A 23266-nucleotide genomic window follows, 5' to 3' on the forward strand; every position below is an offset into this window, starting at 1 on the left:
CGGGAGCAGCACTACGATGCCGGGCATGTGGTGGGCGGTGGGCGTGACGCTGGTCGTCGCCCTGGTCGCGGTGTACCTGATCTGGACCGCCGGCCGGGTCGAGCGGCTTCAGGATCGTGCCCAACTCGCCGCCCGTGCCCTGGACGCGCACCTGCTGCGCCGGGCCGCCGCCGCCGCGGTGCTGGCCGAGCGCCGCGACGGCGTCGAGTTGTACGCGGCGGCGCGGATCGCCCTCGACGCCGGGCCGGAGGAGCGGGAGGCGGCCGAGAACGATCTCACCCGGCAGTTGCGGAGCATCCCACTCGACCCCACCGACCCCGACTGCGAGGCGGTGATCGCCGCCAGCCGGCGACTCGCCCTGGCCCGCCAGGTGCACACCGACCTGGTCCGTGACGCCCGTTCGGCACGCAGCCGCCCGCTGGTGCGGCTGTTGCGGATGGGACGCCGGCACACCTGGCCGCGCTACTTCGACATCGACGACCCGACCCTCACCATCCCCGCCGCCGACGTGTCGAGCCGCTGACCTCGCCCACCGAGCCGCTGGCCGGGCTGATCAGGGTGGCCCGGCTCGTCGGAGTGACGGCGACCACACAGCAGGCCACCACGGGTCCGATTGGCTGTCGGAGCGACGTCCACCCGGGCGTAGCATCTGCGCTGCCACCTCCCGAGGACGCCTGAGGAGCGACAACGTGTCCGAGACGACTTCCCCGAACACCGAGGCCACCCCGGTCGTCGGCACCGCCCGCGTCAAGCGCGGCATGGCCGAGATGCTCAAGGGCGGTGTGATCATGGATGTGGTCACCCCCGAGCAGGCCAAGATCGCCGAGGACGCTGGTGCGGTCGCGGTGATGGCGCTGGAGCGGGTCCCCGCGGACATCCGCGCCCAGGGCGGGGTGTCGCGGATGAGCGACCCCGACATGATCGACGGCATCATCAACGCGGTCTCCATCCCGGTGATGGCCAAGGCCCGCATCGGCCACTTCGTGGAGGCGCAGATCCTCCAGTCCCTCGGCGTCGACTACGTCGACGAGTCCGAGGTGCTCACCCCGGCCGACTACGCCAACCACATCGACAAGTGGGCGTTCACCGTCCCCTTCGTCTGCGGTGCGACCAACCTGGGCGAGGCGCTGCGCCGGATCACCGAGGGCGCTGCCATGATCCGCTCCAAGGGCGAGGCCGGCACCGGCGACGTCTCCAACGCCACCACGCACATGCGCCGGATCCGCCAGGAGATCCGCCGCCTGGCCTCGCTGCCGGCCGACGAGCTGTTCGTCGCGGCGAAGGAGTTGCAGGCACCGTACGAGCTGGTCAAGGAGGTCGCCGAGACCGGCAAACTGCCGGTGGTGCTGTTCACCGCCGGTGGCATCGCCACCCCGGCCGACGCGGCGATGATGATGCAGCTCGGCGCCGAGGGCGTCTTCGTCGGCTCCGGCATCTTCAAGTCCGGCAACCCGGCCCAGCGGGCCGCCGCGATCGTGAAGGCGACCACCTTCCACGACGACCCGGACGTGCTGGCCAAGGTGTCCCGGGGCCTCGGCGAGGCGATGGTCGGCATCAACGTCGACGACATCCCCGTCCCGCACCGCCTCGCCGACCGCGGCTGGTGACGTGCAAGGAAGGGCACCTTGTTAACGCCTCGTGTATAGCAGGGGCCCCCTGCTAACACCTCGGAGGGAACGCACGTGACGCCACCCGTCATCGGTGTGCTCGCCCTGCAGGGCGACGTCCGCGAGCACGTCTCGGCCCTGACTGCGGCGGGTGCCCGCGCCCAGACCGTACGCCGACCGGCGGAACTGGACGCGGTCGACGGCCTGGTGATCCCGGGCGGGGAGTCGACCACGATCAGCAAGCTGGTCGACATCTTCGAGCTGCGCGGCCCGATCGACAAGCGGATCGCGGACGGGATGCCGGTCTACGGCTCGTGCGCCGGGATGATCATGCTGGCGACCGAGGTGCTCGACGGCCGGCCGGACCAGCGTGGCTTCGACGGCATCGCGATGACCGTTCGCCGCAACGCGTTCGGCCGGCAGGTCGACTCGTTCGAGGCGCCGGTGGAGGTCGCCGGCATCCCGGGCGGCCCGCTGCACGCGGTCTTCATCCGCGCGCCCTGGGTCGAGCGGGTCGGCGAGGGTGTCGAGGTGCTGGGCACCGTGGCCGACGGCCCGGCGGCCGGCCGGATCGTCGCCGTACGCCAGAACAACCTGCTGGCCACCTCCTTCCACCCGGAACTCACCGGCGACCACCGCCTGCACACCTACTTCGTCGACCTCACCCGCACCGCCCGCTGACCCACCCGGCCCGACGGGAGGCACCAACGTCGGAAAAGTTGCTGCCTCCGAGCGGCGGCGGAGGCGGCAGTTCCCGAACCTGCGTGGATCTTGAGCGAGTCGAGTGCCGCTCAGCCGGCGACCGAGCGGAGACCGCCCGGGCGGCGGCCCAGCAGGCGGTCCAGTGCCGTGGCGCTGTCCGGGTCGGCGGGCTGCTGCACCACCAGCCGCTGCTGGTCGTCGGCGAGTTCCAGCGTCTCGTACGACAGCCGCAGCGGCCCCACCTCCGGATGCCGCAGCCGGCGCACCCCGCTGGACTGCACCGCGACCGGCCGGCGCTGCCACCGGGACCGGAACGGTACCCCGACGGTACGGTCGAGCCGTTCGGCGAACGCGTCGGTGGCCGGGTCGCCGCCGCGCAACCGGTGCAGGTCGGCGACCTGCTGGTCGGCGAGGTCGGCCCAGTCGGGGAAGTGCTCCGGTGCCCGTTCGTCGGCGAAGATGAACCACACGAGGTTGGGCTGCTCGTCGTCGAGCAGCCCCAGCGGGCGCGCCAGCCGGTCGAACGGCTCGTTCCAGGCCAGCACGTCGCCGAGCCGGTTGAGCAGGTAGGCCGGTCGGTCGCGCAACGACTCCAGCAGCGTCCGGACCGGCGGACGGACGGTACGCGACACGAACGGCCGCCCACCCGCGCACAGTTCCCGGCGTTGGTCGACCGACGCGAGTTGCTGGAGGTGCCGCCGGTCGGCGTCGTCGAGCCGCAGCGCGTCGGCCAGCGCGGCGAGGATGCCGGGCGACGGGCGGGTGTCCCGGCCCTGTTCGAGGCGGGTCAGGTACTCCACGCTGACCTGGGCCAACGTGGCCAACTCCGCACGCCGCAGGCCGGGCGTACGCCGCCGGCCGTTGGTGGGCAACCCGACCTGCTCGGGGCGTAGCGCCTCCCGGCGGCTGCGGAGGAACGCGCCCAATTCGCCGTCCATCACGCGTCCAGTCTGCCCCGATCGCCGCCGGGGAGCATGGCCCCGCCAGGGCTACCCTCACGCCGGTCTCCCCGAGTGTCGCCCACGGCTGTGGGATCGGGTCATGGACAGAACGCACGAGAACGAACCGATCACGGTGGGCCTGGTCGTGGGCAGCAGCCGCCCGGGGCGGCGTGGCCCGACGGTGGGAAAGTGGGCGGCCGAGACGATGGCCGGGCATCCGGCCGCGCGCGCGGGTGGGCTGACCGTCGAGCTGGTCGATCTCGCCGAGCAGCGGCTGCCGATGCTCGACGAGCCGGTGCCGGCCCGATTCGGCGACTACCGGCACGACCACACCCGTCGCTGGTCGTCGGTGGTGTCCGCCTACGACGCCTTCGTCTTCGTCACCCCGGAGTACAACAGCTCGGTCCCGGCGGTGCTGAAGAACGCCATCGACTACCTGGACGCCGAGTGGCGCGGCAAGCCGGCCGGAGTGCTCAGTTACGGCTCTCGCGGGGGCGGGCAGGCGGCCGAGCACCTCCGGGTGATCCTGGGTGAGGTGGGCATGGCCGTCGTACCGGGCCACGTCGAGTTGCGACTCTTCACCGACTTCCAGTGGCCCGCCGGGAGCGCCACGGACCCGACCGCGCACGCCCGCATCGCACCCGCGCCGGAACGTGCCGCCGAACTGGCGATCATGGTGACCGAGCTGGTGGACGCCGTTCGCGGCGCCGTCCCGGTGCCGGTGCGATGAGCGTGGACACCCTCCTGATCAGTTACCGGGTCCGGGCCGACCGTCTCGACGAGCATCTGGCCCTGCTCGACGCGGTGTACCGGGAGTTGGACCGGCTCCGCCCGCCCGGGTTCCGCTACCAGACCCTGCGGCTCGACGACGGGCTCAGCTTCGTCGACGTCGTCATGGGGCCGGATCTGCCCGGACCGCTGCCGTCGCTGGAGTCGTTCGGCCGCTTCCGGGCGGAGCTGGAGGGGCGCTGCGAGCAGCGCAGCACGGCCGAATTCACCGTGCTGGGGTCGTACGGCATGGGGGAATGACTTCGTCCGCTTTGTGTTGATCGGGGGAGAGCCGGCCGAAGGCTGACGTGCGGCGGGTGACGGCCACCCGCCGTACGTCGGTAGGATTGTCGAGATTCGGCAGGGCCATCTGCCCGTCCACGGCTTCCACCAGGGCTGACCGGCACCACCGTGTGCGCCGGTGCGGAGCGGGGCGTGCGCGGTGCGGTCGATGCAGACGGCGGGTAGCAACGGAGGTAACAGATGTCCGGCCACTCAAAGTGGGCGACGACCAAGCACAAGAAGGCGGTCATCGACGCCAAGCGCGGCAAGATGTTCGCCAAGCTGATCAAGAACGTCGAGGTCGCGGCGCGTACCGGTGGTGGCGACCCGGCCGGCAACCCGACGCTCTACGACGCGATCCAGAAGGCCAAGAAGAACTCGGTCCCCAACGACAACATCGACCGGGCCGTCAAGCGCGGCTCCGGCCTGGAGGCCGGCGGCGCCGACTACCAGACGATCATGTACGAGGGGTACGGCCCGAACGGTGTCGCCCTGCTGATCGAGTGCCTGACCGACAACCGCAACCGCGCCGCCACCGAGGTACGCACCGCCCTGACCCGCAACGGCGGCTCCTTCGCCGACGCCGGCTCCGTGTCGTACCTCTTCTCCCGCAAGGGTGTGGTGATCGTGCCCAAGGCGGGCACCACCGAGGACGACGTGATGCTGGCGGTCCTCGACGCGGGGGCCGAGGAGGTCAACGACCTGGGCGAGGCGTTCGAGGTGGTCTCCGAGCCGGGTGACCTGATCGCCGTGCGGACCGCGCTCCAGGACGCCGGCATCGAGTACGAGTCGGCCGAATCCTCCCTGATCCCCAGCGTTACCGTCCCTCTGGACGAGGAGGGCGCGCGCAAGATCTTCAAGCTGATCGACGTCCTGGAGGACAGCGACGACGTGCAGAACGTCTACGCCAACTTCGACGTCTCCGACGAGGTCATGGCCGCCGTCGGCTGACCCGCGTACGAGTCGAAGGCGCTGACCAGGAGGTTGGCGCCTTTCTCGTGCCCCCGTCGTCCGCATCCCGATGCGGCGGGCGCCAAGCAGCACGTAGATCTTGGAAAGTTCTCGTCTCTCGCGTACGGAAACTGTCCAAGATTGCCCGCCTTGGGGCTCGAGGTGTGCGAGCGGCTGCCGAGGAGCGGCTCGACGACAACCTGCCGAACTGCTCGTTCCACCTGCGGCAGCTCGCCAAGTACGGGTTCGCCGAGCGGGTGCGCGGTGCGGACGCTCGGGACCGGCCCTGGCGGGCCACCACCCCCTGCCTGCCAGCCGACTGGGCGGCGGCACCGGCACACCGGTGATCGTCTGCACTCCGGTGACCGGCGCGGCGGCGTGTCGAGTCAGCGAAGTGCAGACGATCAAGCGGCGGGCTCAGCCGAGGGTTTCGCGTTCGCGCCAGGCGGTGCGGATGGAGGTGCGACCGTTGGTCCGCAGCAGGGAGCCCTCGTACACCCGGGCTCCGGCGAACAGGAACCCCACCGCCGTGACCAGGAGCAGGGCCAGCGAGGCGACCAGCTCCCAGCCGGCGGCATCACCGTTGAACAGCCGCAGCGGCATCGCCGTCGGCGAGGAGAACGGCAGGTAGGACAGCACCCGCATGGCGGTGACGTTCTCGTTCAGGAAGATCACCGCGAAGAACGGCAGCATCACCGCGAGTTGGACCGGCATCGACACGCCGCCGATGTCCTCCAGCCGGTTGACCAGTGCACCGGCCGCCGCCCACATCGACGCGATCAGCACGAAGCCGAGCAGGAAGAACGGCACGAACCAGCCGATCGCCGGTCCGAGCAGCGACAGCAACGCGCTGTTGTCACCGAACGCCATGCCGGCCACCGCGACCACGGCCACCAGGCTGATCTGCCCGAGCGCGAGGATCGTACCGGCGATCATCTTCCCGGCCAGCAGGGCACGGACCGGCACCGCGGCGACGAGGATCTCCACGATCCGGGTCTGCTTCTCCTCGATGATGCTCTGCGCGATCTGCACCCCGAAGGTCTGCGAGGTGAGGAAGAAGATGAAGGCGAAGGCGAACGGCACCAGGAAGGCCACCACCGGGTCCACCGCGTCCGGGTTCAACAGCCGGACCGGAGGTTCGGTGCTCAGCGCGGCGACGACGTCGTTCGGGGCGTCGTTCATGGCGAGCACCGCCGGGCCGGCGACGACCGCGGCGTCCGCGTCGCCGTCGCGTACCGCCTGCTCGGCGGCGGCGTCGTCGGCAACGGTGAGCACCTCCAGCCCGGCCGCCCGCAACGGTCCGGCTGCCGCCTCGGTCACGGCCACGGTGGAGGGACCGCCGGACAGCAGCGGCGGCAGGATCGTCGCCGCCGCCGCGATCAGCAGGAAGACGACGGTGCTGATCAGGAAGGTACGGTCGCGCAGCTTGACCCGGATCTCCCGGGCGGCGACCAGCCGGGTGGCCTGCATGGCGTTCACTTGGTGACCTCTCGGAAGATCTCGGCGAGGGACGGGGAGACCGGGCGGAACGCGCGGACCGGACCGCGTCGCAGGGCGGCGTGCAGCAGGGGTTGCTCGTCGGACCCGGCGGCCAGGTCGAAGACGGCACGCGCGCCGTCGAGGTCCACCAGGGTCACCCCGGGTTGGTCGCGCAGCCAGCCGGCGTCGCCGTCGACCACCAACTCGAAGCGGGGCGTGGTGTACGCCGAGCGCAACTCCTCCCGGCTGCCGGCGGCACGGATCGAGCCACCGGCGATGATCACCAGGTCGTCGCAGAGTCGTTCGACCACGTCGAGTTGGTGGCTGGAGAAGAGCACCGGAGCACCGGCGGCGGCCCGTTCCCGCAGGACACCGACGACCGTGTCCACGGCCAGCGGATCCAGGCCGGAGAAGGGCTCGTCGAGGACCAGTACCTCGGGGTCGTGCACCAGCGCGGCGGCGATCTGGGCGCGCTGCTGGTTGCCCAGGGACAGCGTTTCGAGCAGGTCGTTGCCCCGCTCGGCGAGACCGACCCGCTCCAGCAGCCCGTCGGTGGCGCGGCGCGCCGCCTCGGCGGTCAGCCCGTGCAGCTGGCCGAGGTAGGTCACCTGTTCCCGGACGCTCATCTTCGGATACAGGCCGCGTTCCTCCGGCATGTATCCGAAGCGACGCCGTACCTCCCGGGTCAACGGCGTGCCCTGCCACGTCACCTGGCCGGCGTCCGCGGCGAGCACCCCGAGGATGATCCGCATGGTGGTCGTCTTGCCGGCACCGTTGCCACCGACGAAGCCGGTCATCCGACCGGCGACGACGTCGAAGGACACGTTCCGGAGCACCTGGCGGTCGCCGAAGCTGCGGTCGACGGCGTCGAGGCGAAGCACATTGGTCACGGCGTTACGCTAATTCGCCGATCATGCTTGCCCGTCCGTCCTGGGACGGAGATCTGGTCTCCATCTCCCGGCGGAGGCGCTCACCCGCCAGGCCGGACCACCCCCTGCTCGTACGCGAACACCACCGCCTGCACCCGGTCCCGCAGGCCCAGCTTCGCCAGCACCCGGCTGACGTGTGACTTCACCGTCGCCTCGCCGAGGTGCAGGTCGGCGGCGATCTCGGCGTTGCTGGCGCCCCTGGCGACGAGTGCCAGGACCTCCCGTTCCCGGGGGGTCAGGCTGTCCAGGGCCTGCTTCGACGCCACGTCACCGCCGGGTTGGCCGCCCGGTCGGGCGAAGGTGGCGATCACCCGCCGGGTGAGTTCCGGCGCGAGCAGACCGTCGCCACGGGCCACCACCCGGATCGCGTCGACGAGCGCCTCCGGAGTGCCGTTCTTGAGCAGGAAGCCGCTCGCCCCGGCGCGCAACGCGGCGAACAGGTAGTCGTCGCGGTCGAACGTGGTCAGCATCAGCACGGCCGGTCCACCCGGCTCGTCGCTGTCGGCGCTGATCCGCCGGGTGGCCTCCAATCCGTCGACACCGGGCATCTCCACGTCCATCAGGACCACGTCGGGCCGCAGCGCCCGGGTCATGCCGACGGCCCGCTCCCCGTCGGCGGCCTCGCCGACCACGTCGATGTCGTCCTCGATCTCCAGGATCACCCGGAATCCGGTACGCACGAGGTGGTGGTCGTCGACGAGGAGCACGCGGATCGGGTTCACGCCGGACCTCCCGTCGGGCTCCCCGCCGGAAGCGGAAAGCGGGCCCGAACCCGCCAGCCCTCGCCGGTACGCGGGCCGACCTCCAGTTCGCCGCCGTGGGCGGTGACCCGTTCCCGCATGCCGACCAGTCCCAGCCCGTCGGTGTTCGCCGGGCGGGTGGCCCTGCCGTCGTCGCTCACCTCGACCTCCATCTCGTGTGCCAGGTAGCGGACCCGGACGTCGAGCAGACTCGCGCCGCTGGCGTGTTTCAACGTGTTCGTCACCGCTTCCTGCACCACCCGGTACGCGGCCTGGGAAACCGACTCCGGCAGCGGCACCGGGTCGCCGTACACCCCCAGGGTGGCGCGGAGCCCGGCCTCACCGGCCCGGTCCACCACCGCGGCGATCCGGTCGACACCGGCCGGCTGACGGGTGCCTTCCGGGTCGCTGTCGCGGGCCCGCAGCACGCCGAGCATCCGGCGCAACTCGTCGACCGCCTGGCGGGCGGTCTCCTCGATGGAGGCGAGCGCGGTACGCGCCTTCGCCGGATCCTTGTCGAAGACCCGTCGGCAGGCTGCCGCCTGCACCCCCATCACCGACACGTGGTGGGCGACCACGTCGTGTAGTTCCCGGGCGATCCGGACCCGTTCGCCGACCACGGCGTGCTCGCGTACCTCGGCCTGCGACCGGCGCAGTCGCTCCGCCTGTTCGGCCAGTTCGTGCTGGCGGCGGGCGGCCACCCAGGCGGTCTCGCCGAAGGCGTACGCGAACCCGAAGTACAGCACGTTGACCAGGACGCCGGTGACGATCGCGGCGATCACCGGCGGCACCGGCCCGACCGCGTCGTCGAAGGCGTAGGCGGTGAGTGATCCGTAGCTGATCGCGTAGGAGATCCCGAGCCAGACGAACATCGCGGCGATCACGCCGATTCGTAGTCGCCGGGACAGCCGCCGGTCCTGCCCCCAGGCGCCCAGGGTGTAGATGGCGATGAACAGCGCCCAGGAGGAGAGCTGCCACTCGGGTACGGCGCGGGCCTGCGATCCGATGAACGCGGCCGACACGGCCAGCGTGCTGATCGCGGGGAATCGGCGTCGCCAGATCAGGGGCAGCGGCACCGCCACGGTCCAGATGAGCTGTTCGACGCCGGACGGAGGCGGCCCGAGAGCGAAGGCCCCGGTGCTGCGCGCCAACGTCAGACTGAGCAGCGCGATGGCGGTGGCGGCCAACCCGGCGTACAGATCCAGGCGTCGCTGCTCCGGCGTCGGGCCTGGCCGCCGCCACTCGTCACTGGCCTCGGCTCGCCGCCCCCCGTCGACGGTCGCGACGGGGGGCCGCCGCTGGTGAGCGGTCTCGGTGGTCACCCTGCGCAGCATGCCATCTCCTCGCCGACCGCCGTCGCGGCGGTGAGACCGAGCCGTCGGCCCACAGCTGCCCGATCCTCACGGACAGTGCTGTCGCGCCGCCACCGCCATGCCTTCCCACCCACGCTTTGCTCTGCTTCAACGGACGCAATGCTGACGGATCAGGCGGGCAGGGGACGTCGGGCGCGGGGGAGGGGGACGGTCAGCCGGTGCTGACGCCGACCATCGGTGGCAGCGGGCAGTGCAGCAGACCGCAGATCGTACGCAGCAACTCGACCTCCGGCACGGTCATCTCCCCGTCGTGACTGATCACCGCGACGGTGGCCGCCACCAGGCGTTCCTTGTCTGCCGGGCGCAACTCGTCCAGCACCGGCCAGGCGGTTTCCAGGGCCAGCACGCCGTTCTCCGGCGGCGCGTAGGGCAGAGGCGTGCCCGGCAGCAGCGCGGCGACACCGGCCTGGAAGGCGCGTTCCGCCTCGGCCCGGTCGGGGTGTCCGACCTGGGCGAGGATGGCCAGCAGCGCGGCTGCGGCCGACCGCGCGTCGGTGAGTTTGCGTCGATCGGTACGCCAGCGGGAGTCCGGCCGCAGCGACTCCGCCAACTCGGCCAGGAGCAGCCGCGACAGGCAGTACTCGGTCACGTTGATCGCGCCGTCGGCGTGGATCAGGGCGAACACGGCCGCCAGCAGTGACTCCAGTTCGGCGTCCGGATGCTCCCGCAGCGCCGGGAAGGCCAGCTCGGCCAGCGGCAACCGCAGCTCGGCGGGGAGGGCGCGCAGGTCGTCGGCGGCCCGCAGCGCGCTGTCGGCCAGCTGCTGACCCTGTCGCTGGGCCACCGCGACGTACTGGTGGTTCCGGACCTCCGGCTCGGTGCTGAGCAGCAGACCGAGCAGCAGCGGCACTGCCGCGTGCCGGTCGCGGGCCCGGTCGAGCAGCGGCTCCGGGATCCGGTCGAGGATCGCCGCCGCGTGCGTGTACGCGTTCTCGGTCGGCGCGGCCACCCGGTCCAGCACCTCGCCCGGCGCGACGCGTACCCGCCCGGCGTGCCCGGTCGGCCCCGGCTGCGCCGGGGGGTGCGGCCGGTCAGGGGCGGCGGCGGGTGCCAGACCCATCGCGACGTCCTCCTGGCGGCCCGACGGCGGTGCCGCCGCCCACCGCTGGGACAGCTGCCGCAGCTCGGCCGGGTCGAACGAGGGCTCCAACGCCTTGATCCGGTCGACCAGCGGGGGGTGGGTGGCGAGCCAGGAGGCTCGGGTCGCCTCACCGAAGAGCATGTGCCCGACCTCGTCGCGCTTCGGCGACTTGAGCTCGGACCCGTCGCTCAGCCCGCCGATCTTCTTCAGCGCTCCGGCGATGCCCCGCGTCTGACGGGTGAACTGCACCGCCGAGGCGTCGGCGAGGTACTCCCGCTGGCGGGACACCGACGCCTGGATGAGCCGCCCGGCGAGCACCCCCACGTAGCCCGCCACCAGCAGGGCCAGACCCACCAGCGCCAGCGGGGCGGCGCTGCCGCCGTTGTTGTTGCCGCGTGACCGGCCACCGCCGAGGACCCCGGCGCGGGCCAGCCCACGGCCGATCACGGTCAGGAAGAGGATGCCGAACAGCAGCCCCATCAGCCGGATGTTCAGCCGCATGTCGCCGTTGACGACGTGACTGAACTCGTGGGCGATGACCCCCTGAAGCTCGTCGCGGTTGAGTCGTTGCAACGCGCCCCGGGTCACGGCGACGGCGGCGTCGGACGGGGTCCACCCGGCGGCGAAGGCGTTGATCGCCGTCTCCTCCGGCAGGACGTAGACCTCGGGCACGGGTACGCCGGAGGCCAACGCCATCTCCTCGACGACGTTGCGCAACCGGCGCAGCTCCGGGTCGGTGGTGTTGGCCGGCACCGGCACCCCGCCCAACTCGCGGGCCACCTTCCCGCCGCCGCTGCGCAATGCGAGCGTACGCACCAGGGCGGCCAGCCCGATCGCGACGACGGTGGCGACGGTGACGATCGCGATCAGGCCGACGAGCTGGCCGGGGTCGGCGGTGGTGGCGTTGAAGGCGAACAGTGCCGCGAGGTTCACCACCACCACGATGCCGACCACGGCCAGCACGAACAGCAGTACCAACCGGGTCGACAGCCGGCGTACCTGGCGCTGCCGTTCGAAGAAGTTCATCGCGGCCCGATCAGAACGAGACCTGCGGCGCCTGGCGCTGCTGCGGGTCGTCCGGCTGGAACAGCGCCGCCGGCCCGAACGAGAACATCCCCGCCACCACGCTGGAGGGGAAGACCTCGCGCTTGTTGTTGTAGGCCATCACCGCGTCGTTGTACGCCTGGCGGGCGAAGGCGACCCGGTTCTCGGTGGAGGTCAGCTCCTCCGACAGCTGCATCATGTTCTGGTTGGCCTTGAGGTCCGGGTACGCCTCGGAGAGCGCGAACAGCCGGCCCAGGGTGGCGGTGAGGGCGTTCTCCGCGCCGCTGAGCTGCTGCATCGCCGCCGGGTCGCCGGGCGTCGCCGCGGCGGTGGCCTGTGCGTTGACGGCGGCGTTACGCGCGTTGATCACCGCTTCGAGGGTTTCCCGCTCGTGCTTGAGGTAGCCCTTGGCGGTCTCGACCAGGTTGGGGATGAGGTCGTGCCGCCGGACGAGCTGCACATCGATCTGGGCGAAGGCGTTGCGGTACGCGTTGCGGGCCCGGACCAGACCGTTGTAGATCGACACGCCGAAGGCGAGCACCGCCACGACGATCACCACCAGACACAACAGTCCGATGATCAGTTCCATGGCCGCTCCCTCGGTGTGTGTCGGTAACTTCCGCTGATCATCGTACGGTCGTCGGTCCAGACCCGCTCCTGCTCAGCGCGCTGACCGCTGCGCCTTGACCGCGCTGTCGACCACGTCCCAGAGGGTGATGGCGACGATCACCACGACGGAGATCCGGGCGACGGTGTCGATTCCGCCGTCGCGCAACCAGGCGAACCGGTCGACGAACTCCGGGTTGAGCAGCCGGTCGGTGAGCAGCAGCCAGATCGCCGGCACCGCGAACGCCAGGTTGAGCACGGCGTTGACGACGACCAACGGCCAGGTCCACCGACCGGCGCGGTATTTGGCCAGCTCCAGCCCGATGTTGGCGACCAGCACGAGGATGAACACCGGCAACCAGGACGACCAGAGCGCCGGGTCGAGGATCGGGAGCCGTTCGCCGGCACCGATGACGGTCTGGAAGTGCTGCCACGGCAGGAAGGCGATGAACAGGCACAGGAACACCAGCGAGGCGCAGACGTCGACGAGGGTGGTGCCGCGCTGGACCGGCTCGGCGGGGAGTTGGTCGACGGTCCACTTCGGCATGTTCAACGGGGTGCCGAGCCGTTCGAGCACCGCGAAGACCGCCGTCACCCAGAAGGCGATCTGCACCGCGACGTTGAACGCCGCGCTCACCCCGGCCCCGATGGCACCGGCCGGGTTGTCGGAGATGGTGGCCTGCACCACGCCGACCACCAACCCGACGAGGGCGGGCACGAAGCTGAGCAACAGGATCAGCAGGCGTTGCCAGGCCAGGTAGTAGGCGGGGCCGATGAGTTGGAGTCGACGGTCGGCGTAGCGGGCGGCGAGCTGGGCCGGGTCGCCCAGCTCGGTGAGGACCTCGCGCTCGGCCGTCTCGGCGTCCTGGCCGGTGGACGCCCGCCCTTCGACCATGTCCGCGATGAGGGCGCGCAGTTCGGTGGCGATCTCGTCGCGTCGCGCGGTCGGCACCGAGCGCAGGGTCGCGGCGAGATAGCGGTCGGTCAGGGTGGTTGTCATCGGGGGGCTCCTTCGATCAGGGCGGCCAGGGAGGTCTGCACGGCGGCGAAGTCGTCGAGGAGGAGGCGCAGCACCTGCTCGCCGGACTCACTGGTCCGGTAGAACTTGCGCGGCCGGCTCTCTTCGGTGTTCCACTCGCTGGTCAGCAGCCCCTGGTCCTCAAGTCGGCGCAGCAGGGGGTAGAGGGTGTTGGCGTCGACCGGGAAGCCGTGCCCGGTCAGACGTTGCAGCAGCGCGTAGCCGTAGTCGGGTTGGCGTAGGGCGACCAGGCTCGCCACCACGACCGTGCCCCGGCGTAGCTCCTGAAGGTGGGTCCGGAGGACCTCGTCAACGGCCATGTGTCACACCATACTGTGTGTCGCACAGCATTGTCTATCGCACATCGCTGTCTGACGCCCGACATGGTGTCACCCGATGGGTTTGGCGTCACAAGATGAAACTTTGCGGAGACTGCACGTTTGGTTCTAGGGTTTCGCCGTGACCCTCGACGACACGCAGCTGGGCCGGCGGGACCGCAAGAAGCGGCAGACCCGGGCCGCCCTCGCCACCGCCGCGCTGCGACTGGTCGCCGAACACGGGCTCGACCAGGTGACGGTCGAGGAGATCAGCGAGGCGGCGGACGTCTCCGCCCGGACGTTCTTCAACTACTTCCCGACCAAGGACGACGCCCTGGTGGGCGACCCCGAGGGGGAACGCGAGCGGGTGCTGCGTGCGCTCGCCGCCGTGCCCGTCGAGCAGCCCGCCCTGGAGGCGATGCGGCGGGCGTTCGCCGAACTGGTCGAGGAGATGCAGGGCGACGCCGAGCTGTGGCGGCTGCGGATGGGGGTCGTGGTGCAGCACCCGGTCCTGCTGGCGCGTCTCGTCGCCGGCAACGCCACCACCGAGAAGGCGCTCGTCGCGGCCGTGGCCGAACGCACCGGCCTGCCCGCCGACCATGGGTACCCCGCACTCGTGGTGGCGGTCGCCGGAGCCGCCCTGCGTACCGCGATGGTCCGGTGGGCGACCTGCGGCGCGGCCGGCTCCCTGGCGACGCTGCTCGACGAGGCGTTCGCCGCCGTCGCCGCCGGCCTGCCCGACCCCCGCACCGGCTGACCGGCCGGGGCGCACCCTCGGGCCCGACGAGGCCCGCTCCAACCACCGGCGTGACCGCGCCGGGGCAGCACCATGCGTGAGGAAAGGTCCATGACAGCTACGACTGAGCCGGTCGGCGCGCCCGTGACCGGCGCCGACCGGATGTCCCGCCGGGAGATCCTGCAAGCCCTCTCCGGGCTGATGGTCGGCATGTTCGTCGCGATTCTCGCCTCGACGGTGGTGGCCAACGCGCTGCCCCGCATCATCGCCGACCTCAACGGCACCCAGACCGTCTACACCTGGATCGTCACCACCGAGCTGCTGGCGATGACCGCCACCGTGCCGCTCTGGGGCAAGATGGCCGACCTCTACAGCAAGAAGCTGCTCATCCAGCTCTCCCTCGGCCTGTTCGTGGTCGGCTCGCTGATCGCCGGGCTCACCCCGAACGTCGAGGTGCTCCTGGTCAGCCGGGTCGTCCAGGGGATCGGGGCCGGTGGCATGACCGCCCTGGCGATGATCGTGATGGCCGCGATGATCCCGCCCCGGGAGCTGGGTCGCTACGCCGGCATCTTCGGTGCCGTCTTCGGCGTCGGCACCATCGCCGGCCCGCTCATCGGCGGCGTCCTGGTGGACACCTCCTGGCTGGGCTGGCGCTGGTGCTTCCTGATCGGCGTACCGTTCAGCATCCTGTCCATCGTGCTGCTCCAGCGGACCCTGCACCTGCCGGTCATCCGCCGTGAGGTACGCATCGACTGGCTCGGCGCGGCGTTGATCACCGCTGGGGTCTCCACCCTGCTGATCTGGTCGTCACTGGCCGGCCACAAGTTCGCCTGGGTGTCCGGCTGGACCGCGCTGCTGGTCGCCGGTGGGTTGGCGCTGCTGGTGGCGGCCGTCTGGGTGGAGGCCCGGGTACCCGAACCGATCATCCCGCTGAAGATCTTCCGCAGCCGGACCGTCGCGTTGACCACCGTCGCCAGCATGCTGGTCGGCGTCGCCCTCTTCGGCGGCACGGTGTTCCTGTCCCAGTACTTCCAGACCTCGCTGGGCAAGTCGCCGACGATCGCCGGCCTGATGAGCCTGCCGATGATTCTCGGCCTGCTGGTCTCCTCCACGGTCGCCGGCCAGCTCATCACGAAGTTCGGCCGGTGGAAGGCGTACCTGGTGGCGGGGGCGGCCGTGATGGTCGTCGGGATGCTGCTGCTGTCGACCATCACCGTCGACACCCCACTGCCGCTGCTGTTCAGCTACATGGCACTGCTCGGCATCGGGGTCGGCATGCTCATGCAGAACCTGGTCCTGGCGGCGCAGAACGACGTGCCCGCCCACGAGCTGGGTGCCGCCACCTCCGTGCTGACCTTCTTCCGCAGCATGGGCGGCGCGATCGGCGTGAGCGCCCTCGGCGCGGTGCTGGCCAACCGGGTCACCGGCCTGATGACCGAGCAACTCGGGCCCGCGGCGGGCGTCACCGACGGCGGCACGACCGAGGTACCCGACCTCTCCGCGCTGCCCGAGCCGATCCTGGCGATCGTGCGGGACGCGTACGCCACCGCCACCTCGGAGCTGTTCCTGATCGGCGCGCCGATCGCCTTCCTCGCTCTGGTCGCGGTGCTGTTCATCCGGGAGAAGGCGCTGCACACGGTCAGCGGCGACGAGCGGGCCCGTCAGGAGGCGGCGCTGCCCACCGGGCACTGAGCATCCTGCTCCCGACGAACGCGGGGTGCCCGGGAACGGGCACCCCGCGTCCGCCTGTCCGGTCCGAGTCCGCCAACCGACTGTCGTACGGGGGCCGCGCGGCGTGCTGGAACGCCCGCCGGAGGCAGCGTTAGGGTTAGCCCCGACCGACTCGATCAGCTACCCGGGGGGCCTCCGCATGGGCGATTCGTTCGCGCATCTGCACGTGCACACGGAGTACTCGATGCTCGACGGGGCAGCCCGGCTCAGGGACCTGTTCGCCGAGGTCAAGCGGCAGGGGATGCCGGCGGTGGCGATGACCGACCACGGCAACATGCACGGCGCGAACGACTTCTACAAGCAGGCGATGGCCGCCGGGGTGACCCCGATCCTGGGCATCGAGGCGTACGTGGCGCCGGAGTCACGGTTTCACAAGCAGCGGGTGCGGTGGGGGCGACCGGAGCAGAAGGGCGACGACGTCTCGGGTAGCGGTGGCTACACCCACAAGACGATCTGGGCGCGCAACCGGACCGGTCTGCACAACCTGTTCGCGCTGACCTCGCGCTCGTACACCGAGGGTTACTTCGTCAAGTGGCCACGGATGGACACCGAGCTGCTGGCCGAGTACTCCGAGGGCCTGATGGCCACCACCGGCTGCCCGTCCGGCGAGGTGCAGACCCGGCTGCGGCTCGGCCACGACGCGCAGGCCCTCGAGGCAGCCGCGAAGTACCAGGACATCTTCGGCAAGGAGAACTACTTCCTGGAGTTGATGGACCACGGGCTGGAGATCGAGAAGCGGGTCCGCGACGGCCTGCTGGAGATCGGTCGCAAGCTCAACATCCCGCCGGTGGTCACCAACGACTCGCACTACACGCACGAGTCGCAGGCCGAGGCGCACGATGTGCTGCTGTGCGTGCAGACCGGCAGCAACGTGGCCGACCCGAACCGGTTCAAGTTCGGGGGCAGCGGCTACTACATCAAGTCGGCCGACGAGATGCGCAGTGTGGACAGCTCCGACGCCTGGTTGGAGGGGTGCCGCAACACGCTGCTGGTGGCGGAGCGGGTCGACCCGTCCGGGATGTTCGAGTTCCACAACCTGATGCCACGCTTCCCGGTGCCGGAGGGGGAGACGGAGGAGTCCTGGTTCCGGAAGGAGACCTTCGCCGGGCTGGCCCGCCGGTTCCCGGAGGGCATCCCCGAGGGCCACCTGGTGCAGGCCGAGTACGAGTTGGGCGTCATCATCCAGATGGGCTTCCCGTCGTACTTCCTCGTGGTGGCCGACTTCATCCAGTGGGCCAAGAGCCAGGGCATCGCCGTCGGTCCCGGCCGTGGGTCCGCGGCCGGTTCCCTGGTCGCGTACGCCCTGGGCATCACCGACCTGGATCCGATCCCGCACGGGCTGATCTTCGAACGGTTCCTCAACCCCGAGCGGGTCTCCATGCCGGATGTCGACATCGACTTCGACGAGCGTCGGCGCGGTGAGGTGATCAAGTACGTCACCGACAAGTGGGGCGAGGACAAGGTCGCGCAGATCGCCACGTTCGGCACGATCAAGGCGAAGGCCGCGATCAAGGACTCGGCCCGGGTGCTGGGCTACCCGTACGCGGTCGGCGACCGGATCACCAAGGCCATGCCGCCGGCGGTGATGGGCAAGGACATCCCGCTCACCGGCATCTTCGACCCGAAGCACCCCCGCTACGCCGAGGCCGGCGAGATCCGGGGCCTGTACGAGTCGGACCCCGACGTCCGCAAGGTGATCGACACCGCCAAGGGCATCGAGGGGTTGATCCGGCAGACCGGGGTGCACGCGGCGGGCGTCATCATGTCCGCCGAGCCGATCATCGAGCACATCCCGCTGATGCGCCGCGACGCCGACGGGGCCATCATCACCCAGTTCGACTACCCGACGTGCGAGTCGCTCGGGTTGTTGAAGATGGACTTCCTCGGCCTGCGGAACCTGACGATCATCGACGACGCGCTGAAGAACATCGAGCTGAACCACGGCCGCAAGGTCGACCTGCTCAAGCTGCCGCTGGACGACAAACCGACGTACGAACTGCTCGCCCGAGGTGACACCCTCGGCGTGTTCCAGCTCGACGGCGGGCCGATGCGTTCGCTGCTGCGGCTGATGAAGCCGGACAACTTCGAGGACATCTCCGCCGTCCTGGCGCTGTACCGGCCCGGCCCGATGGGGGCCAACTCGCACACGAACTACGCGCTGCGCAAGAACGGGCTCCAGGAGATCACCCCGATCCACCCGGAGTTGGCCGAGCCGCTGGAGGAGATCCTCGGCCCGACCTACGGCCTGATCGTCTACCAGGAGCAGGTGCAGCGCGCCGCCCAGGTGCTCGCCGGGTACAGCCTCGGCAAGGCCGACCTGCTGCGCCGGGCGATGGGCAAGAAGAAGAAGGAGGTCCTCGACAAGGAGTTCATCCCGTTCCGCGACGGGATGCGCAACAACGGCTACTCCGACGAGGCCATCCAAACCCTGTGGGACATCCTCGTCCCGTTCGCCGACTACGCGTTCAACAAGGCGCACACCGCCGGTTACGGGCTGGTGTCGTACTGGACCGGCTACCTGAAGGCCAACTACCCGGCCGAGTACATGGCGGCGTTGCTGACCTCCGTCGGCGACGACAAGGACAAGATGGCCATGTACCTGTCGGAGTGCCGCCGGATGGGCATCCAGGTGCTGCCGCCGGACGTGAACACCTCGGCCGGCCCGTTCACCCCGGTCGGGCGGGAGATCCGCTTCGGGCTCGGCGCGATCCGCAACGTCGGCGCGAACGTGGTGGCCTCGATCATGCGCTGCCGCGAGGAGAAGGGCGAGTACACCGACTTCTACGACTTCCTGTCCAAGGTGGACGCGGTGGTCTGCAACAAGAAGACCATCGAATCCTTGATCAAGGCGGGGGCGTTCGACTCGCTCAAGCACCCCCGCAAGGGCCTGCTCGCCGTGCACGCCGACGCCATCGACGCGTACGCGGACGTCAAGCGCAAGGAGGCCGTCGGGCAGTACGACCTGTTCGGCGCGGGTTTCGGCGACACCGAGGTGGCGACGAACACCACGGTCATGCCGACCATCGCCGAGGGGGAGTGGGACAAGCGCGACAAGCTCGCCTTCGAACGCGAGATGCTCGGCCTGTACGTCTCCGACCACCCGTTGTTCGGTCTGGAACACGTCCTCGGCGCGGCGGCCGACACCACCATCGCGGCGCTGTCGGAGGAGGGCACCGTGCCCGACGGTGCGGTGGTCACCCTCGCCGGCATCCTCTCCGGCGTGCAGCGACGGGTCACCAAGCAGGGTCGGGCGTGGGCCTCGGCGACCCTGGAGGACCTCGCCGGTGGCGTGGAGACGCTGTTCTTCCCGAACACCTACGAGGTGATCGGACAGTACATCGCCGAGGACGCGATCGTGGTGGTCAAGGGCCGGGTCGACCGACGCGACGACACCCCGCGCATCATGGCCATGGACATGTCCCTGCCGGACATCAGCACCACCAGCGCGAACAAGCCGGTCACCCTGACCATCCCGGTGACCCGCTGCACCCCGCCGCTGGTGGAACGGCTCAAGGAGACCCTGGTGCTGCATCCCGGCGACGCGGAGGTGCACGTCAAACTGCTCAACGGCACCCGGAGCACCACCCTGCGACTGGGGCCGGTACGCGTCGCCGCCACCACCGCCCTGATGGCCGACCTGAAAAGCGTCCTGGGCCCCGCCAACGTGAACTAGCCCGGGCGGGCCGGGGGCCACCGGGGCGGGATTGGTGCTTAGGGCCGACCGACGCGGCGGTTAGCGTCGGGGCGTGGAACTGGAGCAGGCACAGAAGTTGTGGCAACCGCAGCCGGGCTGGCTGAACACCGCCAGCTACGGGTTGCCACCCGACCCGGCGTGGGAGGCGTTGCAGGACGCGCTGGCCGCATGGCGGATGGGTCGGGGCTCGTGGGAGAGCTGGGGAGCGGAGACCGACAGGTGCCGCAGGGCGTTCGCGCGCCTGGTCGCGGTACCGGTGGCCGACGTCGCGGTCGGTGCCACCGTCTCACAGCTGCTCGCGCCGGTCGCCGCCGCGCTGCCCACCGGCGCCCGGGTGCTGGTGCCCGAGGTCGAGTTCACCTCCAACCTGTTTCCCTGGCTCGTCCAGGTCGAGCGGGGCGTCGAGGTACGCACCGTCGCGTTGGAGGAGTTGGCCGCCTCGGTCGACGCCGACACCGACCTGGTGGCGTTCAGCCTGGTGCAGTCGGCGGACGGCACCATCGCCGCGTACGACGAGATCGTCACGGCGGCCCGGGCCCACGGCGCGCTCGTCGCGGTCGACGCCACCCAGGCGTGCGGTTGGCTGCCGTTCGACGCGACCCGCGCGGACGTCGTGGTGGCCGGCGGATACAAGTGGCTGATGGGCCCCCGGGGCACCGCCTACGCCTACCTGGCTCCCGAGCTGCGGGACCGGCTGCGACCCGACGCCGCCGGCTGGTACGCGGGCCGCGATCCGCACGCCTCGTACTACGGGCCGCCGCTGCGGCTGGCCGACGACGCCCGCCGGTTCGACCTCTCACCGGCCTGGTTCAGCTGGGTGGGCGCGGCTCCCGCGCTGGAACTGCTGCTGGAGATCGGGGTCGCGCAGGTGCGGGCGTACGACGTGGCGCTGGCCAACCGGTTCCTCGCCGGGCTCGGCCAGCCGCCCGGGGACAGCGCGATCGTCACCGTCGAGGTACCCGGCGCGCAGGAGAAGCTGGAACGCGCCGGGGTACGCGCCGCGGTGCGGGCCGGCCGGGTCCGCGCCGCGTTCCACCTCTACTCCACCACCGAGGACGTCGACCTGGCCCTCGACGCCCTCACCTCCTGACCGCGTCGTCCGCACCGCACCGGACGGCTCGCCGGTGTGCGGCCGCCGCCCGCCGCCCGCCCTCATCCCCTGACCGGTGAGGGCGGGCGGCTCACTTCCCGGTGATGATGCCCGGGTTGATGCACAGGCCGGGGGAGCTGCCGTGCTTGTCCGCGATCTCCAGGCAGCGGGTCACCTTGTCCACCTTCGCGTTGGTCTCGGTGACCTCCTTCTGGATCTCGGCGTTGAGGCGGTCCTGTTCGAGGTTGCGGGTCTGGGCGAGCTTGTCCTGGAACGCCTTGATGTTGCTCTCGGTCTTGTCGTCGTGGTTGACCCGGGTGATGGTGACCGACAGGATCTCCACGTCGTCGGCCAGCCGCTCCTCGGCGTTGGCCTTGATGCTGGCGGCGAAGGGCTTCAGGTCGACGTTCAGGTTGCCGGTCTTCGCGTCGATGCGCTCCAACGGGTTGTAGGCGGTGAAGGCGTCGTTCACTGCGCTGTCGAGCTGGACGCCGACCCGCTGCCCCCGAAAGCTCTGGAAGTCACCCTTGTAGTCCATGAACTGCTTCGGGGCGTTCTCGGGCTGGACCTGCCACTCGACGAGCACCTCCACGCACGCGTCGGCCAGCGTGCCGGTACGCACCCGGACGCACTGGTCGTTGCCGATGTGGTCGTACTTCTGCCGTCCGGCGTCCCACTCGCCGACCCGCTGCCACGGGGCGACCCACTTCAGGCCGGAGCCGGTGACCTCACCGGTCGGCTTGCCGAAGCTGGTGACGATGCCGACCGAGCGGATCGGCACCGAGTGGGCGCTCGACGCGACGGCGAAGACCGCCGTCGCGGCCAGGGCACCGACCGCCGTCAGCACCCCGAGCTGCCGTACCTGACGTTGCGAGCTGAGCAGGGTGACGGCGACAGCGATGATCGCGGTGGCGGCGGCGACGATCGCCAGGATGAAGCCGAAGGACATGACGGGACCTTTCCGGGGTGACAACCTGCTGAGTTGATCATCAACTTAGCCGCCCGGGTCAAGCCCTTGACCAGCGGCGGGGCCCGGCCGGCAGGTCGAGGCGCCCGTCAGGGGCTGGCGGCGAGCAGGATGAAGGCGGCGAACAGCACAAGGTGCACACCGCCCTGGAGCAGGGTGGCGCGACCGGGCACGACGGTCAGCACGCCGGTGACGACGGTCAACGCGAGCAGCGTCATCTCGGTGCCGCCGAGACCGAGCAGGAGCGGCCCGTCGAGCCAGATCGAGGCGATCGCGATGGCGGGGATGGTCAGACCGATGCTGGCCATCGCGGAGCCCAGCGCGAGGTTGAGGCTGATCTGGACCCGGTCCCGGCGGGCGGCACGGGCGGCGGCCAGGGTCTCCGGCAACAGCACCAGCAACGCGATGATGACACCGACGAAGGCCGGGGGCAGGTTCACCGCCGCGACGCCGGCCTCGATGGCCGGCGAGACGGACTTGGCGTCACCGACGACGGCCACCAGGGCGACCAGGAGCAGCACGAGGCTGGTCAGGGCCTGCCGGGTCGACGGCGGATCGGCGTGCACCTCCTCCGGCAGCGTCTGCCCGTGGCGGCCGACCGGGAGGAAGTAGTCCCGGTGCCGACCCGTCTGCACCATCACGAACAGGGCGTACAGGGCGAGCGAGACCACCGCCGCGAAGGTGAGCTGAGCGGGGTTGAACTCGGGGCCGGTGCGGCCGATGGTGAAGGTCGGCACGACCAGGCTGAGCGTGGAGAGGGTGGCGACGGTGGCGAGCGCGCTGCCGGTGCCCTCGGGGTTGAACACCGCCAACCGGCGGCGCAGGGCCCCGATGAGCAGGCTCAGACCGAGGATGCCGTTGCAGGTGATCATCACGGCGGCGAAGACGGTGTCGCGGGCCAGGGAGGCCGTCTTCTCCCCGCCACTGATCATCAGCGTCACGATCAGGGCCACCTCGATGACGGTGACCGCGACGGCCAGCACCAGCGACCCGTACGGCTCGCCGACCTTGTGCGCGACCACCTCGGCGTGGTGCACGGCGGCCAGCACCGCACCGGCGAGGAACGCCCCGACCACGATCACCATCACGCCGACGAGCTGCTGGTTCCAGGTCACCGCCAGCACCAGCAGGGCGGCGATCGGCACGGAGACGGTCCAGCCGGTCAGGGAACGGAGCAGCGCGAGCACGACCTTCATCCTGCCGAGCGACC

22 protein-coding genes are annotated in these 23266 nt (G+C 70.6%); 11 read left to right on the forward strand and 11 right to left on the reverse strand.

Annotated elements, in window-relative coordinates; genetic code table 11:
- Window positions 1-16 precede the first annotated feature (16 nt).
- The 3 genes from ACLQ2S_RS16615 (at window position 17) to pdxT (ending at window position 2288) form a co-directional block, all read left to right on the forward strand.
- On the forward strand, window positions 17-523 hold the full coding sequence (locus ACLQ2S_RS16615; protein ID WP_155217911.1) for a hypothetical protein: 507 nt from the start codon (window positions 17-19) through the stop codon (window positions 521-523).
- A 166-nt stretch (window positions 524-689) separates the two neighbouring features.
- Window positions 690-1607, forward strand: a complete 918-nt coding sequence (gene pdxS / locus ACLQ2S_RS16620; RefSeq protein ID WP_309223217.1) for a pyridoxal 5'-phosphate synthase lyase subunit PdxS — start codon at window positions 690-692, stop codon at window positions 1605-1607.
- 75 nt (window positions 1608-1682) lie between these two features.
- A complete protein-coding gene (gene pdxT / locus ACLQ2S_RS16625) occupies window positions 1683-2288 on the forward strand; it encodes a pyridoxal 5'-phosphate synthase glutaminase subunit PdxT (RefSeq protein ID WP_309223218.1) in 606 nt (201 codons plus the stop codon).
- Between the two features lie 110 nt (window positions 2289-2398).
- Here pdxT and ACLQ2S_RS16630 read toward each other — a convergent pair whose 3' ends face one another.
- Window positions 2399-3247: a helix-turn-helix transcriptional regulator gene (locus tag ACLQ2S_RS16630; protein ID WP_155218132.1), complete on the reverse strand. Its 849-nt coding sequence runs from the start codon at window positions 3245-3247 to the stop codon at window positions 2399-2401.
- Window positions 3248-3350: 103 nt separating this feature from the next.
- Here ACLQ2S_RS16630 and ACLQ2S_RS16635 point away from each other — a divergent pair, with 103 nt between their 5' ends.
- The 4 genes from ACLQ2S_RS16635 (at window position 3351) to ACLQ2S_RS16650 (ending at window position 5598) form a co-directional block, all read left to right on the forward strand.
- Window positions 3351-3980, forward strand: coding sequence for an NADPH-dependent FMN reductase (locus ACLQ2S_RS16635; protein WP_155217913.1), 630 nt, complete (start codon window positions 3351-3353; stop codon window positions 3978-3980).
- Window positions 3977-4279, forward strand: coding sequence for a hypothetical protein (locus ACLQ2S_RS16640; RefSeq protein ID WP_155217915.1), 303 nt, complete (start codon window positions 3977-3979; stop codon window positions 4277-4279). Before ACLQ2S_RS16635 ends, ACLQ2S_RS16640 begins: the two co-directional genes overlap by 4 nt.
- Window positions 4280-4501: 222 nt before the next feature.
- Entirely contained in the window at window positions 4502-5251 is a 750-nt protein-coding gene (locus tag ACLQ2S_RS16645) for a YebC/PmpR family DNA-binding transcriptional regulator (protein WP_155217917.1), read from the forward strand.
- A gap of 164 nt (window positions 5252-5415) precedes the next feature.
- Complete coding sequence (locus ACLQ2S_RS16650) at window positions 5416-5598, forward strand: hypothetical protein (protein WP_375335337.1); 183 nt, start codon at window positions 5416-5418, stop codon at window positions 5596-5598.
- 70 nt (window positions 5599-5668) lie between these two features.
- On the opposite strand, the gene ACLQ2S_RS16655 is transcribed toward ACLQ2S_RS16650, so the two are convergent.
- The 8 genes from ACLQ2S_RS16655 to ACLQ2S_RS16690 form a co-directional block, all read right to left on the reverse strand.
- On the reverse strand, window positions 5669-6730 hold the full coding sequence (locus ACLQ2S_RS16655; protein WP_309223219.1) for an ABC transporter permease: 1062 nt from the start codon (window positions 6728-6730) through the stop codon (window positions 5669-5671).
- The gene (locus tag ACLQ2S_RS16660) at window positions 6727-7620 is read right to left on the reverse strand and encodes an ABC transporter ATP-binding protein (protein ID WP_309223220.1); all 894 of its coding nucleotides are present in this window, start codon (window positions 7618-7620) and stop codon (window positions 6727-6729) included. Before ACLQ2S_RS16660 ends, ACLQ2S_RS16655 begins: the two co-directional genes overlap by 4 nt.
- A gap of 80 nt (window positions 7621-7700) precedes the next feature.
- Window positions 7701-8381 (reverse strand): response regulator transcription factor, encoded by a 681-nt coding sequence (locus ACLQ2S_RS16665; RefSeq protein WP_309223221.1) that lies wholly within the window; start codon window positions 8379-8381, stop codon window positions 7701-7703.
- Window positions 8378-9733 (reverse strand): sensor histidine kinase, encoded by a 1356-nt coding sequence (locus tag ACLQ2S_RS16670; protein WP_155217921.1) that lies wholly within the window; start codon window positions 9731-9733, stop codon window positions 8378-8380. Before ACLQ2S_RS16670 ends, ACLQ2S_RS16665 begins: the two co-directional genes overlap by 4 nt.
- Before the next feature lie 190 nt (window positions 9734-9923).
- A complete protein-coding gene (locus tag ACLQ2S_RS16675; protein ID WP_425701998.1) occupies window positions 9924-11879 on the reverse strand; it encodes a M48 family metalloprotease in 1956 nt (651 codons plus the stop codon).
- A 10-nt stretch (window positions 11880-11889) separates the two neighbouring features.
- Window positions 11890-12486, reverse strand: a complete 597-nt coding sequence (locus ACLQ2S_RS16680) for a LemA family protein (protein ID WP_155217926.1) — start codon at window positions 12484-12486, stop codon at window positions 11890-11892.
- A gap of 72 nt (window positions 12487-12558) precedes the next feature.
- The gene (locus tag ACLQ2S_RS16685) at window positions 12559-13503 is read right to left on the reverse strand and encodes an HAAS signaling domain-containing protein (RefSeq protein ID WP_155217928.1); all 945 of its coding nucleotides are present in this window, start codon (window positions 13501-13503) and stop codon (window positions 12559-12561) included.
- Window positions 13500-13841 (reverse strand): PadR family transcriptional regulator, encoded by a 342-nt coding sequence (locus tag ACLQ2S_RS16690; protein WP_155217930.1) that lies wholly within the window; start codon window positions 13839-13841, stop codon window positions 13500-13502. Before ACLQ2S_RS16690 ends, ACLQ2S_RS16685 begins: the two co-directional genes overlap by 4 nt.
- A gap of 139 nt (window positions 13842-13980) precedes the next feature.
- On the opposite strand from ACLQ2S_RS16690, the gene ACLQ2S_RS16695 reads away from it, so the two are divergent.
- From ACLQ2S_RS16695 to ACLQ2S_RS16710, 4 genes are all read left to right on the forward strand, one after another.
- A complete protein-coding gene (locus tag ACLQ2S_RS16695) occupies window positions 13981-14595 on the forward strand; it encodes a TetR family transcriptional regulator (protein WP_309223222.1) in 615 nt (204 codons plus the stop codon).
- A gap of 90 nt (window positions 14596-14685) precedes the next feature.
- The gene (locus ACLQ2S_RS16700; RefSeq protein ID WP_155217932.1) at window positions 14686-16266 is read left to right on the forward strand and encodes an MDR family MFS transporter; all 1581 of its coding nucleotides are present in this window, start codon (window positions 14686-14688) and stop codon (window positions 16264-16266) included.
- A gap of 178 nt (window positions 16267-16444) precedes the next feature.
- Window positions 16445-19978, forward strand: coding sequence for a DNA polymerase III subunit alpha (gene dnaE, locus ACLQ2S_RS16705; protein WP_155217934.1), 3534 nt, complete (start codon window positions 16445-16447; stop codon window positions 19976-19978).
- Between the two features lie 73 nt (window positions 19979-20051).
- Complete coding sequence (locus tag ACLQ2S_RS16710; protein WP_309223223.1) at window positions 20052-21089, forward strand: aminotransferase class V-fold PLP-dependent enzyme; 1038 nt, start codon at window positions 20052-20054, stop codon at window positions 21087-21089.
- 91 nt (window positions 21090-21180) lie between these two features.
- Here ACLQ2S_RS16710 and ACLQ2S_RS16715 read toward each other — a convergent pair whose 3' ends face one another.
- Both ACLQ2S_RS16715 and ACLQ2S_RS16720 read right to left on the reverse strand, forming a co-directional pair.
- Complete coding sequence (locus ACLQ2S_RS16715; RefSeq protein WP_155217936.1) at window positions 21181-22038, reverse strand: SPFH domain-containing protein; 858 nt, start codon at window positions 22036-22038, stop codon at window positions 21181-21183.
- A gap of 107 nt (window positions 22039-22145) precedes the next feature.
- A complete protein-coding gene (locus tag ACLQ2S_RS16720) occupies window positions 22146-23243 on the reverse strand; it encodes a calcium:proton antiporter (RefSeq protein WP_425701999.1) in 1098 nt (365 codons plus the stop codon).
- Window positions 23244-23266 lie beyond the last annotated feature (23 nt).

Source organism: Micromonospora sp. DT48 (genome assembly GCF_049844495.1).
Lineage (GTDB): Bacteria > Actinomycetota > Actinomycetes > Mycobacteriales > Micromonosporaceae > Micromonospora.

Coding starts and splice junctions, on each gene's coding strand:
- ACLQ2S_RS16690 (WP_155217930.1), bottom strand. CDS start 13,841: ATGGCCGTTGACGAGGTCCTCCGGACCCACCTTCAGGAGCTACGCCGG.
- dnaE (WP_155217934.1), top strand. CDS start 16,445: ATGGGCGATTCGTTCGCGCATCTGCACGTGCACACGGAGTACTCGATG.
- ACLQ2S_RS16615 (WP_155217911.1), top strand. CDS start 17: ATGCCGGGCATGTGGTGGGCGGTGGGCGTGACGCTGGTCGTCGCCCTG.
- ACLQ2S_RS16640 (WP_155217915.1), top strand. CDS start 3,977: ATGAGCGTGGACACCCTCCTGATCAGTTACCGGGTCCGGGCCGACCGT.
- ACLQ2S_RS16675 (WP_425701998.1), bottom strand. CDS start 11,879: ATGAACTTCTTCGAACGGCAGCGCCAGGTACGCCGGCTGTCGACCCGG.
- ACLQ2S_RS16635 (WP_155217913.1), top strand. CDS start 3,351: ATGGACAGAACGCACGAGAACGAACCGATCACGGTGGGCCTGGTCGTG.
- ACLQ2S_RS16630 (WP_155218132.1), bottom strand. CDS start 3,247: ATGGACGGCGAATTGGGCGCGTTCCTCCGCAGCCGCCGGGAGGCGCTA.
- ACLQ2S_RS16700 (WP_155217932.1), top strand. CDS start 14,686: ATGACAGCTACGACTGAGCCGGTCGGCGCGCCCGTGACCGGCGCCGAC.
- ACLQ2S_RS16685 (WP_155217928.1), bottom strand. CDS start 13,503: ATGACAACCACCCTGACCGACCGCTATCTCGCCGCGACCCTGCGCTCG.
- ACLQ2S_RS16670 (WP_155217921.1), bottom strand. CDS start 9,733: ATGCTGCGCAGGGTGACCACCGAGACCGCTCACCAGCGGCGGCCCCCC.
- ACLQ2S_RS16645 (WP_155217917.1), top strand. CDS start 4,502: ATGTCCGGCCACTCAAAGTGGGCGACGACCAAGCACAAGAAGGCGGTC.
- ACLQ2S_RS16715 (WP_155217936.1), bottom strand. CDS start 22,038: ATGTCCTTCGGCTTCATCCTGGCGATCGTCGCCGCCGCCACCGCGATC.
- ACLQ2S_RS16680 (WP_155217926.1), bottom strand. CDS start 12,486: ATGGAACTGATCATCGGACTGTTGTGTCTGGTGGTGATCGTCGTGGCG.